9 protein-coding genes are annotated in these 13,823 nt (G+C 67.5%); 5 read left to right on the top strand and 4 right to left on the bottom strand.

Annotation, left to right across the window (positions count from 1 at the left end; all coding sequences use genetic code 11):
• Positions 1 to 24 precede the first annotated feature (24 nt).
• The gene (locus KAK11_RS13540; RefSeq protein WP_210809713.1) at positions 25 to 1,935 is read left to right on the top strand and encodes an ATP-binding cassette domain-containing protein; all 1,911 of its coding nucleotides are present in this window, start codon (positions 25 to 27) and stop codon (positions 1,933 to 1,935) included.
• On the opposite strand, the gene KAK11_RS13535 is transcribed toward KAK11_RS13540, so the two are convergent.
• Entirely contained in the window at positions 1,932 to 4,505 is a 2,574-nt protein-coding gene (locus KAK11_RS13535) for a diguanylate cyclase (RefSeq protein ID WP_210809712.1), read from the bottom strand. The two genes, KAK11_RS13540 and KAK11_RS13535, sit on opposite strands and share 4 nt — an antisense overlap.
• Positions 4,506 to 4,627: 122 nt before the next feature.
• On the opposite strand from KAK11_RS13535, the gene KAK11_RS13530 reads away from it, so the two are divergent.
• The 3 genes from KAK11_RS13530 to KAK11_RS13520 all read left to right on the top strand — a co-directional run bounded on the left by KAK11_RS13530 (position 4,628) and on the right by KAK11_RS13520 (position 8,486).
• Positions 4,628 to 5,785, top strand: coding sequence for a WD40/YVTN/BNR-like repeat-containing protein (locus KAK11_RS13530; protein ID WP_210809711.1), 1,158 nt, complete (start codon positions 4,628 to 4,630; stop codon positions 5,783 to 5,785).
• Between the two features lie 8 nt (positions 5,786 to 5,793).
• A complete protein-coding gene (locus tag KAK11_RS13525; RefSeq protein ID WP_210809710.1) occupies positions 5,794 to 6,072 on the top strand; it encodes a MoaD/ThiS family protein in 279 nt (92 codons plus the stop codon).
• Between the two features lie 110 nt (positions 6,073 to 6,182).
• Positions 6,183 to 8,486 carry a DOMON domain-containing protein gene (locus KAK11_RS13520; protein WP_210809709.1) on the top strand — a complete coding sequence of 768 codons (2,304 nt, stop codon included), beginning with the start codon at positions 6,183 to 6,185 and terminating at the stop codon, positions 8,484 to 8,486.
• Between the two features lie 9 nt (positions 8,487 to 8,495).
• Here KAK11_RS13520 and KAK11_RS13515 read toward each other — a convergent pair whose 3' ends face one another.
• Complete coding sequence (locus KAK11_RS13515) at positions 8,496 to 9,755, bottom strand: DUF1501 domain-containing protein (protein WP_210809707.1); 1,260 nt, start codon at positions 9,753 to 9,755, stop codon at positions 8,496 to 8,498.
• Positions 9,756 to 9,785: 30 nt separating this feature from the next.
• Positions 9,786 to 11,453 carry a DUF1800 domain-containing protein gene (locus tag KAK11_RS13510; RefSeq protein WP_210809706.1) on the bottom strand — a complete coding sequence of 556 codons (1,668 nt, stop codon included), beginning with the start codon at positions 11,451 to 11,453 and terminating at the stop codon, positions 9,786 to 9,788.
• A 177-nt stretch (positions 11,454 to 11,630) separates the two neighbouring features.
• Between KAK11_RS13510 and KAK11_RS13505 the strand changes: the two genes are divergently transcribed.
• Positions 11,631 to 12,803 carry an FAD-dependent oxidoreductase gene (locus KAK11_RS13505; protein WP_210809705.1) on the top strand — a complete coding sequence of 391 codons (1,173 nt, stop codon included), beginning with the start codon at positions 11,631 to 11,633 and terminating at the stop codon, positions 12,801 to 12,803.
• A gap of 6 nt (positions 12,804 to 12,809) precedes the next feature.
• Here KAK11_RS13505 and KAK11_RS13500 read toward each other — a convergent pair whose 3' ends face one another.
• Positions 12,810 to 13,823 (bottom strand): aldo/keto reductase, encoded by a 1,014-nt coding sequence (locus KAK11_RS13500; protein WP_210809704.1) that lies wholly within the window; start codon positions 13,821 to 13,823, stop codon positions 12,810 to 12,812.

Below are 13,823 nucleotides of genomic sequence, written 5' to 3'. Positions count from 1 at the left end.
AGGTCTCGGGGACAATCCCCCCCCATGTCCCTGATCACCCTGACCCAAGCCCACCTGGCCTATGGCCACGTGGCACTCCTTGACCACACCGACTTTTCGCTGGAGACCGGCGAGCGCGTGGGCCTGATTGGCCGCAACGGCACCGGCAAGTCTTCGCTGCTGAAAATCCTGGCCGGGCTGGAAAAGCCTGACGACGGCATCGTGCAAGCCCAAACTGGCGTGCGCCGCGAGTATGTGCCGCAGGAGCCGCACCTGGAGCCTGGCAACACCGTGTTTGAAGTGGTCAGCGAAGGCGTGGCCGAGGTGGTGGACTTGCGACAGCGCTACGAGAGCATGGCCGAGGACGAGGACCTGGACGCGCTGCAGACCCGCATCGAAGCCCTGGACGGCTGGAACTGGGAACAGCGCGTGGCCCAGACGATTGACCGGCTCAAGATCAACCCGGATGTCTTGGTCAACACGCTCTCAGGCGGCCTGCGCAAGCGCGTAGCATTGGCCCGCGCGCTGGTGTCCATGCCTGATGTGCTGCTGCTGGACGAGCCCACCAACCACCTGGACTTGGATTCCATCGACTGGCTGGCCGGCCTGCTGAACAACTTTGCCGGGGCTCTGGTGCTGATCACCCACGACCGGGCGTTTTTGGATGCGGTGTCGACCCGCATCATCGAGCTGGACCGGGGGCAGCTGCGCAGCTACCCCGGCAACTTTGCCGCCTTTGAAGCCGCCAAGCAGCGCGAGCTGGAAAACGAAGCCCTGGCCAATGCCCGCTTTGACAAGCTGCTGGCCCAAGAAGAGATTTGGATCCGCAAGGGCGTGGAAGCCCGCCGCACCCGCAGCGTGGCCCGCATCCAGCGCCTGGAAGCGCTGCGGCTGGAGCATGCAGCGCGCCGTAACGTGCAAGGTCAGGTTCGCTTGGACATCGACACGGGCAGCGCCAGCGGCAAGCTGGTGGCCGAGCTGGAGAACGTCAGCAAGTCGTATGGCGACAAGGTGCTGGTGCGTGGCTTCTCCACCACCGTGCTGCGCGGCGACAAGATCGGCCTGATCGGCCCCAACGGCGTGGGCAAAACCACGCTGTTGAAGATGATCTTGGGCGAGCTGGCCCCTGACAGCGGCGAGGTGCGCTTGGGCACCAAGATGAGCGTGGCCTACTTTGACCAGATGCGCGACACGCTGGACCTGGATGCAACGCTGGCCGACACCATCAGCCCCGGCAGCGAGTGGGTGGAGATTGGCAACCAGCGCAAGCATGTGAAGAGCTATTTGGGCGACTTCTTGTTCAGCCCGGCGCGCTCAGAGTCGCCCGTGCGCACGCTCTCGGGCGGTGAGCGCAACCGCCTGCTGCTGGCCCGCCTGTTTGCCCGCCCGGCCAATGTGCTGGTGCTGGACGAGCCCACCAACGACCTGGACATCGAAACCCTGGAGATGCTTGAAGAGCTGCTGCAGGAGTACGACGGCACGGTGTTTTTGGTCAGCCACGACCGCCGATTTGTAGACAATGTCGTGACCAGCACCATGGTCTGGGAAGGCGATGTGGCGCCAGGCCGCTGGCGCGAATACGAAGGTGGCATTGCGGACTGGATCACCCAGCGCGACCGCAGCCGCGCCCTCGAAGCCGCCGCCCAAAAGGCCGCCGCCGCTGAGGCCGCCCGCAGCACGCCACCTGCGCCCGCCCCGGCACCGCCTGCCGCGGCTGCACCCGCCAAACCTAAAGCCAAATTGAGCTACAAAGAACAGCGCGAGCTGGCCGAGCTGCCAGGCAAGATCGAAGCGCTGGAAAAGGAACAAGCCACGCTCGCCGCCTTGATGAGTGGCACCGAGCTCTACACCCAAGGTGCCGCCCGCATCAGCGAAGTGACCGCCCGCCACGGCCAGATCGATGACGAACTGCTGGGCTTGATGGAGCGTTGGGAAGAGCTTCAGCAGCGCGGCTAGCGCTCAGCCTCCACGCGGTTGCGCCCGGCGCGCTTGGCGGCATAGAGCGCGGCATCTGCCCGAGCCACGCAGGTGACGGCGGTGTCCCCAGGCCGATGGCCGGCGACACCGAGGCTCACACTCAGCGGCCCCACAGCGGGCTGCACCAGACGGGCCACCGCGGCGCGCAGGGTCTCGGCGATGTGCAGGCCTTGACTCAGCTCGATAGACGGGCAGATCACCAAAAACTCTTCGCCGCCCCAGCGGCCCACCACATCGGTCTGGCGCAGCTGGTGGCGCAGCAAGTGGCCCAAGGCCGCCAGCACCTCGTCACCCAGCAAATGGCCATGCTCGTCATTGATGCGCTTGAAGTGGTCAATGTCCAGCAAGATCAGCACCAGCGGCGTGCCGTAGCGCGCCGCGCGGGCCACCTCTCGGCTCAGCACCGTGTCGAGCTGGCGGCGGTTGGGCAAGCCGGTCAGCGCGTCGGTCACGGCCAGTTGCTCCAGCGCCATGTTCTGCGCCATGAGCTGCTCTTGCGCCTGGCGTAAGCGGGTCAAGGCCTGGGCGTTGACCAAGGCAATGGCGCCATAGGCACAGAGGGTGCAAAAAATCGATTCCTCACGTTCGCTGTAAGGGTGGCGTGCCTCGTTTTGAACCGCCAACACGCCGAGCACGGTATCTCCGGCCATCAGCGGCGCCAGCATCATGAAGTGCACGTCAGAGGCTTGACCCGTGGGGGACTGCCGCTCCGCACTGTCGTCGCCAAGGCAGGTCGACTCCAGGCGCAGCACTCGGCGCTCCAGCGCACAGCGGGCCTCCGCACTGTCGGGCTCGTCCAGCGCCAAGTGCAAGGCCGGCAGGGGCTGGCCTTGCCGGCGGCCATACACCCGCTTGAGGGTGGCTGTCTCGGCCTCCAGCAGGTAGAGGCTCATCACCGAGACATCCAGAAACTGGTAGAGATAGCCCTCCAGTGCCTCGAAGACTTGGGACTCGGTGACCATGGCCGTCAACTCACGGCCCAACTGGGCGAGCTGTGCCAGGGTGTCATGGGCCACGGCCAGGTCGTTGGCGCGCTGCGCTTCTGACTCGCTGAGCCGCCGCAGCACATCGGCCTCTTGGCGCAGGCGCTCGGTTCTGTAGCGCACTTGCAGGCCTGCCGCGCGCTGGCCAACCTCCAGGCCCAGCACACGCTCGCGCGCTTGAGCGGCCTCCTGAAGGTAGCGATAAGCCTGCTCGAAATCACCCTGCCGTGCCCACTGGGCCGCGAGTGATTCCAACAGCTTCGGTTCAATCTGAAAGCCTGGAATGCTGCGAGCCACTGCCAGGGCCTGCTGCAGATGCCCCAGGGCTTGGCGGGCGCTCTGGACGGAGGGGTCGAGCAGGCACAGGTCGGCCAAGGTCTGCAAGGCGGCCACTTCGTTGCTGCGCAAATGGTGCTGGCGGGCATCGGCCAGGGCCTGCCACCCGAGCTGCTGAGCCTGCGCGATGTGGCCCTGGCCCGCATAGACCGTGGCCAGGTCTAACTGCGCGGTGTTGATGGAAACTCGCCGCCCTGTCGCGAACAATTGGGGCAAGGCGATGCCCAACCAAAGGGCAGCACGCTCCCAGTCCGACATGGCAATGAAAACGCAGGCCAGGTGGTGGCTGTTGTAAGCCCGCGCCTCAGAGCCCGCGACCATGGCCTCATCGGCCGCCACCAGGATCTCCACCGCGTCGTCATAGCGCTTGAGCTTGCCCAAGAGAGAGCCCAGCTGAGACAAGCAGGTGGCCTGCATCACCCGCGAATCCAACTGGCGCGCCAGGGCCAACGCCCGTTCGCACCACATCAAGCTGCCGGACAAATCATGCAGGTTGCGCAGATAGATGCCCAGGTTGCCAGACCAAATGGCAGCGACACGATGCTGGCCGCTGGCCAAGGCCGCACCCACGGCCTGCGACAGCGGCTCCAGTGCCGAGGCGTAATCGCCAGCATGCTCCAGCACATTGGCCTCTACCGCCAAACGCCAGGCCTTGACGCTGGGATGCTGATCCTCGGGATGGTCCTGGCCCAAATTCGCCAGCATCGCGCGTGCACTGACCAGGTCGCGCAGGGCGACGCCAAAGATCTCGCGCAGCCCGAGCAAGCGCCGACGCCGTGCGTCACCGGCCTGCGCATAGGCGTGATGGGCGGCTTGGAAGCAGGGCGTGTTGTCTTCTCCACGCTGCCACACGATGTGCGCGAGCAGGGCATGGGCATCGCCCACCAGCAAAGCGTCGCCCTGCGCCGCCCCGAGCGCCAGCGCTTCTTGCGCCAGCGCCTGTGCTTGATGGGTGTCGCCATCCAGCCAAGGCTGCTCAGCGCGCACCAACAAGACACGCGCCAACACGGCACACAGCGCAAGGTCGGTCTGCACCACCCCACGCAGCAGGGGCTCCAGCTCTGCCGCCAAGGCCTGCGCACGGGCTTTGTCGCGTTGGCGCTGGTACCAGGCCACATGGGCCTGCAGCACCCAACGCTGGGTGCCGGTGGCGGGGACCAGTCGTTCCTCTATCGACTGGACCACTTCCAAGCCGGCCGCATACTCAGGCCGCAAGGGGTCGAATGGCATGTTCTATACGTTTAAGGCCAATGCCAAAGTGTAGCCAAGGCCTCTGCGGATGACACGCCAAGGTGGTACGCTGAGCTCAATAAATGCACTGCCTCTGCGCAACCTCAATGAGGAGATAAAAGATGCCCAAAATGCCCACCCGCCCGCTGCTGTTGGTGGCCACGCGCAAAGGCGCTTGGCTCTTTCATGGCGATGCGCAGCGCCGGCATTGGCAGCTCGACGGGCCCCATTTCTTGGGCCACACCATCAGCCATCTGATGCTGGACCCGCGCGATGGCCGCAGCCTGCTGGCGGCGGCCCGCACCGGCCACTTGGGGCCAACGGTGTTTCGCTCCAGTGACCTGGGTCAAACCTGGACGGAAGCCCGCCGACCGCCCGCCTTTGCGCAAGCCGCCCAGCCTGCGGGCCCGGGCAGCCTGCCGGCCCGCAGCGTGGACCACACGTTTTGGCTCACACCCGGCCATGCCAGCCAGCCGGGACGCTGGTATGCCGGCACCTCGCCGCAAGGCCTGTTCCGCTCGGACGATGGCGGAGACACCTGGATGCCCCTGCCGGCCATCAACGACGATGCCCGCTTTCGGCAGTGGATGGGCACGGTGCAGGACGGCACACCCGACGGCCCCAAGCTGCACTCGCTGATCGTCGACCCGCGCAACGCCGATCACCTGCTGTTTGGCATGTCGGGCGGTGGCGTGCATGAGTCTCGCGACGGTGGCCAAAGCTGGCACACCCTGATCGAGGGCATGGAGGTGGTGGAAGGCGTGAACCCGGCCGATGTCTCAGCTCACGACCCGCACTGCATCCGCTTGTGCCCCAGCCAGCCGGATCGGCTCTACCAACAAAACCACTGCGGCATCTATCGTCTAGACAGGCCCAGCACGCGGTGGCAGCGCATTGGCCGCGCCATGCCGGCGGAGGTGGGCGACATCGGCTTTCCGATGGTGGTGCACCCTCATGATGCCGACACCGCGTGGGTCTTCCCCATGGATGGCACCGATGTCTGGCCGCGCACCGCCCCTGCCGGGCGCCCCGCCGCCTATGTCACCCACGATGCAGGCGCCAGTTGGCAACGCCAAGACCAAGGCCTGCCCGCCGAGCAAGCGTGGTGGACGATCAAGCGCCAGGCCATGACGGTGGACACACTCGGCCCCCAGCCCGCGCTTTACCTGGGCACCACCAGCGGCGAGCTCTGGATTGGCCGCGACGGCGGCCAGCAGTGGGAGAACATCGCCCGGCACCTGCCCGAGATCTACGCCGTTGAAGCGGCCCTTCTGCCCTGAGCGCACCCATGACAAGCTTGCCGCCCTTGGTCAAGGTGCTGCTGCCCGCTGCCCTGCGCAGCTACACCGGCGACACCCGGCTGCAAGCGCGCGGCGACACCCTCCACGCTCTCTTCGCCGACCTGGACCAGCGCTTCCCCGGCCTGCGCTTTCGGGTGGTGGACGAGCAGCAACAGTTGCGGCCTCACATGCGTGTCTTCGTCAACGGGCAAGCCTTGCGCGAGCTGTCATTCCGCCTGAATGAGGGCGATGAGGTGGCGGTGCTGTTGGCCCTGAGCGGCGGTTGAGCGCGCGCCGACTTGGCGCGGAGAAAGCCCGCCCTCGCGGCCTGGGCAACTTGCGACTCGTTACACTTCTACCCCCGGCGGTTAACGCCTGTCTTTTGTGATCGGCGCCCATGTCGCCCCTGCTCTCTTCTCACGCTGTCTTGATGCGCTTGGCGCTCCCACTGGCGCTGGCCCTGACGGGCGGCGCACAGGCCTCGACACCGGCCAGCCCCTCCCATTTCCAAGCCCTGCGACTGGGCACTGACGAGGGGCCGCTGCGCCTGGATGGCCGACTCGACGATGCCGTGTGGCAGCGCGCCGCACGGCACAGCCACTTTGCCCAACGATCGCCCGTGGCCAATGGCGCCTTCCCGCAGGCCTTGCGCACCGAGGTGCAGGTGGTGGTGGACGACAAGGCCTTGGTCTTTGGCATTCGCGCGTGGGACACCCAGGCCACGCGCACGCTGCTGAGCCGCCACGATGGCGTTGAGGCCGACCAGGATTACATCGGCATCTGGCTGGACACCACAGGGCGCCGCGAGGCTGCGGTGTTTGTGAAAGCAGGCCTGGCCGGCGTGATCACGGACGGGCTTTATCGGGCGGCCGATGATGAAGACGACCTGGGCCCGGACTTCCCCGTCGAGGTGGCCGTGGCCAGCTTAGACGACGGCTACAGCATGGAGATCCGCTGGCCCTTGGCAGCCTTGCGCTACCCCTTTGACGGCGACGAGCCCTGGGGCCTGCTGGTGGCCCGTGCGGTGCCCAGCGCCAAGAGCCTGCTGCTGATCAGCCAGGAGGCCGACCCCGAAGCGCTGAGCTTCATCCATCACATGCGGCCCCTCGACGGCCTGCGCGAGACGCTGCAGCAGCATCGAGGCCAAAGCATCAGCGCGGCACGCGCCGAGTGGACGCTGCGTCAGGCTCGGGAAGACGGCTCGCGCCAGGGTGAGGGCTCGCTAAGCCTGGAAGCCCTGTGGCGCCCCCGCGCGGACTGGGTCTTCAACACCTTGCTGAACCCGGATTTCGCCCAGGTGGAGATCGACGCGCCGCAGGCCAAAGGCAACCGGGCTGTGGCCATCCAATTGCCCGAAAAGCGCAGCTACTTTTTAGAGAGCGCGGACGTGCTGGGGCTGACCGCACCGGCCTTCTACTCGCGCACCGTGGCCGACCCGCGCTGGGGTGTACGCAGCACCTGGCGCGGCGCGCAAGCCGATGCCACGGCGCTGCTGCTCGAAGACCGCGCCGGCGCTGTGGCGCTGCGGGGCCGCCCCTGGGGCACCGAGGCCTGGACCTTCAGCGCCCCCAGCAGTTCGGTGCTCTTGCGTGGCCGCTGGCAGGCCGAGGACCGCACCTTGGGTCTGATGGCGGCCGAGCGCAAAGTGGCGGCTGACCAAGCCAATCGCGTCTGGGGCGTGGATGGCGTGCAACGCCTGCACCGCGACGACAACCACCTGCAGTGGCGTTGGCATGGGCTGCTGAGCGAGAACAGCATTGAGGCCGATGCCGACGGCCTGACGCGCGCGCGCCGTGGCTCGCCCGAGCGCGGGGCGCGCCTCTGGGCCCAGGCCACGCACAGCAACCCGCAGTGGTTCAACTATGCCGAGGCGAGCTGGGTGGCGCCCGAGTTTGTGAACCTGCAGGGCTTTTCTGACCAAGCCGGTCTGTGGCACGCCAAGCTGGAGTTGAACCGCCGCCTGGGTGAACAAACCCTGCCCTGGGGCAGCGACGGCCTGACGCTGCACGAGACAGAGTTGCACTTCTCGGTGGAGGAGTCCCGCAGCTTGCGCGACCGCCCCCAAGCCGAACCGGGCGGAGAGGTGATCCACCGCGGCCTGCGCCTGGGCGGCTGGCTGCAAGCCCCAGCGCGCACGGTGCTCTGGGCCAATGCAGGGCCAGCCCAGCAGCGGGCCCGCAGCGGTGGCGTGCTGCACGCCACACCCCATGTGCAAGCAGGCCTGTCCAGCGCTCCGTGGCCGTGGCTGACCAGCCTGGCCGCCGTCGGCAGCTGGGGCCGCTTGTTGGACACCGAGTTAGACCGTTTGGGTACGGGTGGCAATTGGTCAGTGATGGCCCAGACACGGTGGGCCTTGCCCGGCGGGCAAAGCCTGGAGGTGGACCCGGTCTTCACCGGCCTGCGCATCGGCGCCGAAGCCGGGCACCCAGCGCTGCTCGACCTGGGTTGGCAGGTCCTGGCCCGCTGGCATCTGGACGCCCGGCGCAGCCTGCGCGCCATCGTGCAGCAAGAGCGCAGCCAGCGCGATGCCGCGGGCTTTGACGCCGGCACCCTGAGCGAGCGGCAGCACCGCTCCTTGATGTGGCGCCAACGCCTGAACCCGCACTGGCAGGTCAGCCTGGGCCTGCAATGGGATGCCAGCACCGGCCAGCCGACGCGACGCGAGGCCTTTGCCAAGCTGCAGTGGGACAGCGGCTTGTAACGCTGGTAATCACGCCCGGAACAGATCGAGCCGCCGAGCGGGCCCGCTGTAGCCCGGCAGGACCGAGGCCATGGCCGAATCGGGCAGGCGCAAGTGGCGGGCCATGACGTTGGCGATCACGTCGCGGAAGTCGGTGGTGATAGCCAGGTCGCGGCCTTCGTAGAGCGCTCGGCTTTCCAGGCCGGGCCACTCGCCGTGCACCTTGCCGCCGTGTACGCGGCCACCGGCCAGCATCATCACATTGCCGTGGCCGTGGTCGGTGCCACCGGTGCCGTTTTGGCGCACGGTGCGGCCGAACTCGGACATCACCATCACCACCGTGTCCTGCCACACCGGGCCCAGGCCTTGAGCCAACTCAGCCAGCCCCCGGGCCAGCGGCGCCAAGCCGTTGGCCAAACGGCCCTTGACGGTGCCTTGGCCGGAGTGGGTGTCCCAGCCACCCAGCGCCAAGAAGGCCATCTGCACGCGCGGGTCGTTGCGCATCACCTGGCTCAGGCGGGCCGCATCGTCGGGCAGGCCGTTGGGCAGCGGCGCGCCGCGGTCCACGTCGTTCATCTCAGGGCCGTGGTCGTCCTCCATGGAGGCGCGCACTTCTTGCCGAGCCTGGCGGGCCTCACGGTAGGCGCGGCCCATGGCGTCGTCACCGGCATACAGCTTTTCAAAGGCGCTGGCCACGCGAGGCTTGTCCAACACACCGAGGCGCGCGACGGCCGCCACCGAGGGCAAGTTGGCGATGTTGTAGCTACCCTGGCAGATGCGCGGCAGCACTGCGCCCACGCTCACTGCCCGGGAGGCCGAGGCGCCGAGCTCGGCGCTGGCGGGCCAGGCCTGCATCAGGCGGTTGAGCCAACCGTCTTGGGTGCTTTTACGGCCGGGGGTGCCGGTCTCCATATAGTCCTGCGCATCAAAGTGCGAGCGCGTCGGGTCGTGCGAGCCACTGGCCTGCACAAAGCCCAGTTGGCCCTTCTGCCACAGGGGCATCAGCGGTGCCAAGGCCGGGTGAAGGCCAAAGCGGCCGTCCAGGTCCAGCAGGCCGTCGGCGCTGCCCGGCTTGGCCATGGCCAGGTCGGGGCGGGCGCGGGCATAGTCGGGGTCGGCATAGGGCGCGACCACGCTCAAGCCGTCCATGGCACCGCGCAGCAGGATCACCACCAAGCGCGGCTGGGCCGCCTGCGCAGCGGGGCGGGCCAGGGCCATCGCATGGCGGCCCACCGGGAACCACAGGGCCGAGCCCAGGGCTGCGGCTTTGAGAAGGTCACGTCGTTGCATGGAGTGTGTCCTCGCTGAGTCGGTGTCGATTCAGTAACGCATGAAATCAGGGCTGCCCAGGATCAGGGCCGCACGCAGCGCGGGCTCGGATTGCTCCACCACGGCGCGAGTCTTGGGGCCAATGGCCGGGCCCAGGGTCTTGAGCAGGGCGTCCGCGTCGACCTCTTCCCAGCGGCGTTGCGCCATGCGCGCCTCCGCCTGGTTGTCTTTGGGCCGCTTCTCGCCCTGCTCTGGCTTTGCATTTTTGCGGGGCTTGTCACTCATGTCCCGCATCTCGTTCATACCGGGCTCGTCGTCGTCGCGCTGGGCGCCGGGCAGGCGACCCGCCGCAAACGCCGTGGCAAAGCTCACGCGGGACTGCAACGCATCGGGGCTGAGCCACGCCCGCTCGGTGTACTTGTAGCCATCGGGTGTGGGGCTGCCAAACAAAGGCATGCCCAGCCGCTGCAGCACCGCCACCAGAGGGCGCACCTGGATGTTTTGGGTGTCCGCGGCACGCAATGCAGAGAGCAAGTAGCGATAAGGTGGCTTGAACTTGTTGCCCTGGGCGCTGGGCGCTGCGAACTCGGGGCTTTCCAGCAAGGTCCGGGTCACGACTTTCAAGTCACCGTCGGTCTGGGTGAAGCGCGCCGCGAGCTTGTCGACCAAGCTGGCGGGCGGCTCGTCGGCCACAAAGTACTGCGCCAGCTTGCGGCTGATGTGGCGTGCGGTGGAGGGGTGCTTGGCCAGCACATCCAGCGCCAGCTCGCCCTCGGCCTGGCCTTGCGGCTTGATGCGGCGGCCCAACCACTCCTTCTCGCCGGGGTCGTGGCGACGGGGCGCAAACTGGAAGGCGCTGTCGTCGCCATCGGGCCGCATGTTCAAACCCCAGCCGGTGAAGATGCGGGCCAGCTCGGTCACATCGCGCTGGGTGTAACCGCCGTCCACGCCCAGGGTGTGCAGCTCCATCAGCTCGCGGGCATAGTTTTCGTTCAGGCCACTGGGCTTTTTGGGCTGGTCGCCCGCCGCGCGCGCGCCCGGTGTGCCGGTGCCCACCGACATCCAGTTGTCCAGGTAGAACAACATGGCCGGGTGCTTGGCCGTTGCGCCCAGCATGTCTCTGAAGCGGCCCAGCACAAAGGGGCGAATGGCCTGCTGCTCATAGCTGCCCATCAGCACGCGGCACAGGCCTTTGCCGATGAAGACATTGAAGTGGTTGAACCAGAACTCCACCAAGACTTCTTCCAACTGCCGGGGGCTGTAGAGCGCGCGCAGCACGCGGGCTTCGCCCGCTTCCAAGCCCACTTGACGCGCCAGTTGCGCCCGCTGCGGGTTGCCCTTGGCCTCGTCTTGCTGCTTGGCCACGCGAGCCTCTTTGGTGAAGCGCCGGTACTGCTCGATCAGCTCCGTCTGGCTCCAAGACAAGGTCTTGAGGCCGGCCAGCGCGCTGCTGAGCTCTGCCGGCAGCGGCAAGCGCTGCGGCTCCAGCTGCTCATTCACATAAGCCTGCCAGCCTTGCTGGCTCACATGCCTGAGCTGGCCCGGCACCGGGCCGTAGCCCAGACGCTGGCTGAGGTGCAAGGCCATGGCCGTGGCCGCAGGGGTCGGAACGCTGGCCTGGGCTTGGGCCGACACCGCGCCCCAGGGCAGCCAGCCGCCGGCTGCGCTGGCCAAGGCCCAGCGCAAGGCGCTGCGGCGAGTGAGGTGGGCTTCAGACATGGTGAGGGGCTCCCGGATGATCGCTGCTGCGCATAACGGCAGCATGGGGTGGAATGGTGACACAGGCATGTTGCCGATGTGCAAAGCCGGGCCGCTCAAGTGGCCAGGCCCGCCATCGGGTGGCGGCGGCCAGCCGCCGGCCCACATCCTCGCTCGTCCAGTCACAATGGCCTCGCCATGCAAAGACGCCAACTCCTTCTCTCCAGTACACAGGCCTTGGCCGCCAGTGCGCTCCTGCCCTTGGCCTCGTCCGCTCAGGCGCAAACCACCCCTGCGCCATGGGCCACGCCCGCGCCACTGACGCCTGTTTGGGCGCGGCCCGACCGCATCATTGCCGTGGCCTGCTGCACCCGGCCGTTTCGGGCCCAAGGCCCGCGCATCGAGGCCCAGCGCCTGGGGCGCCAAACGGTGGTGCACAACTACGGACACGGCGGCGCGGGCTGGTCACTCTCTTGGGGCTCGGCCCAGCAGGCCTTGCGCCTGGTGCAGGCCACGGGGGCCACGCGCCTGGGCGTGATCGGCTGCGGGGCGATTGGCCTGACCACGGCGCGCTTGGCCCAAATGGCCGGGCTGAAGGTGCGTATTTATTGCGCCGAGCGGCCGCCCGAGGTGCGCTCCTCGGCCGCGACGGGCGTCTGGTCGCCTGAGTCTCGCATCTGCACCGAGGCGCAAGCCACGCCCGCTTTTCAAAGCCAATGGGAGGCCATGGCACGCTTCTCCTTCCAGCGCTTTCAAAGCCTGCTGGGCCTACCGGGGGAGCCGGTGATGTGGCAAGACGGCTATTTCCTCTCAGACGTGCCCTTTGACGCCGAGCTGGCGTCGGTACCGCCGCATGACGAGGAGCCCGACTACCCCGACCTGGAAGACCTGATTGGCGATATTCGCCCGCGCTCGGTGCTGTTGCAGCCGGAGCAACACCCCTTTGCCGTGCCGCATGTGCGCCGCTACACCCAGATGGTCTTCAACCTGCCGGCCTACACCGAGTGGCTGTTGAACGGCTTTATGCGCGACGGCGGCGAGATCATCACCCGCCACTTCGAGCACCCGCGCCAGCTCAGCAGCCTGCCCGAGACCACGCTGGTCAACGCCACAGGCTGGGGCGCACGCGCCCTGTGGGGCGACGACAGCCTGGTGCCGGTGCGGGGCCAGACAGCGCGGCTGGTGCCGCAAGCCGGGGTGAACTACGGCCTGCAATGGCGTGGCCACAACCTCTTCATGGTGAGCCGCAAAGACGGCATCTTGGTGCAAGCCCAATCGGTGGGCGACTGGGGCAATGCAGACGCCACGCCCGACCGTGCCGCCTCAGTGGCAGCGGTGGAGCGCTTGGCGGGCTTGTTCAGGTCGGGCTGATCCCGCTCAGGCGCCCTGGCCAAACTCCTCGGTATCAATCTCCGCCTGGGTCGCCGTGTTGTAACGCGCGCCCTGCACGGTGTGGCGGTTGATGGCCTCGCCCAAGCGGGCCACGTGCGCTGCGCTGAGCGTGATGCGGCTGGCTGCCAAGTTGTCGCTCAGATGTTGGGCTTGCGTGGTGCCAGGGATGGGGATGATGTGCTCACCCTGGTGCAGCAGCCAAGCCAGAGCCAGCTGCGCCACCGTGCAGCACAGCTCGGCGGCCAGGGCCTGCACAGGGGCCAGCAGCGCGAGATTGGCCGCATAGGTGGCGGGCGCAAAGCGGGGCATGCTGCGGCGAATGTCTTTGGCGTCCAGCGTGCTCACGTCCGTCAGGCTGCCCAGATAGCCGCGCGCCACCGGGCTGAAGGCCACCAAGGCCACGCCCAGCTCGCGGCAGGCTTGCAGCACCGCAATCTCAGGGTTGCGGGTCCACAGCGAGTACTCTGACTGCAACGCCGCAATGGGGTGCTCGGCATGGGCGCGGCGCAGGGTGGCGGCAGAGACTTCCGACAGGCCCAAAGCGCGCACCTTGCCCTCGGCCAGCAGCCGCGCCATCGCGCCCACCGACTCTTCAATGGGCACGCGCTTGTCCCAGCGGTGCAGGTAGTAGAGGTCGATCACATCCGTGCCCAAGCGGCGTAGGCTGTCTTCGCAGTTTCTGCGCAGTGCCTCGGGGCGGCCGTCGATGACGCGGGTGATGTTGCCATCCGCCCCAGTGACCCCCGCCATGCCGCCCTTGCTGCACAACGTAATGCGCTGCCTGAAGGGCTTGAGCACCGGGCCGACCAGAGACTCATTGGCCCCAAAGCCGTAGAGTGCAGCGGTGTCGAACAGCGTGCAGCCCTCGTCCAGCGCTTGGTGCAGCAAGGCTCGCCCCTGCTCGGTGCTGGGCGGTGCGCCATAGGCATGGCTGAGGTTCATGCAGCCCAGGCCGATGGGACTGACGTGGAAGGGGCCGAGGGGGCGGGTCGTTGACAT

The sequence above is a fragment of the Ideonella paludis genome, from assembly GCF_018069865.1.
GTDB lineage: Bacteria > Pseudomonadota > Gammaproteobacteria > Burkholderiales > Burkholderiaceae_C > Ideonella > Ideonella paludis.
Note: the sequence above shows the minus strand (reverse complement) of the source record. Positions and strands in the feature narration are given on the sequence as shown.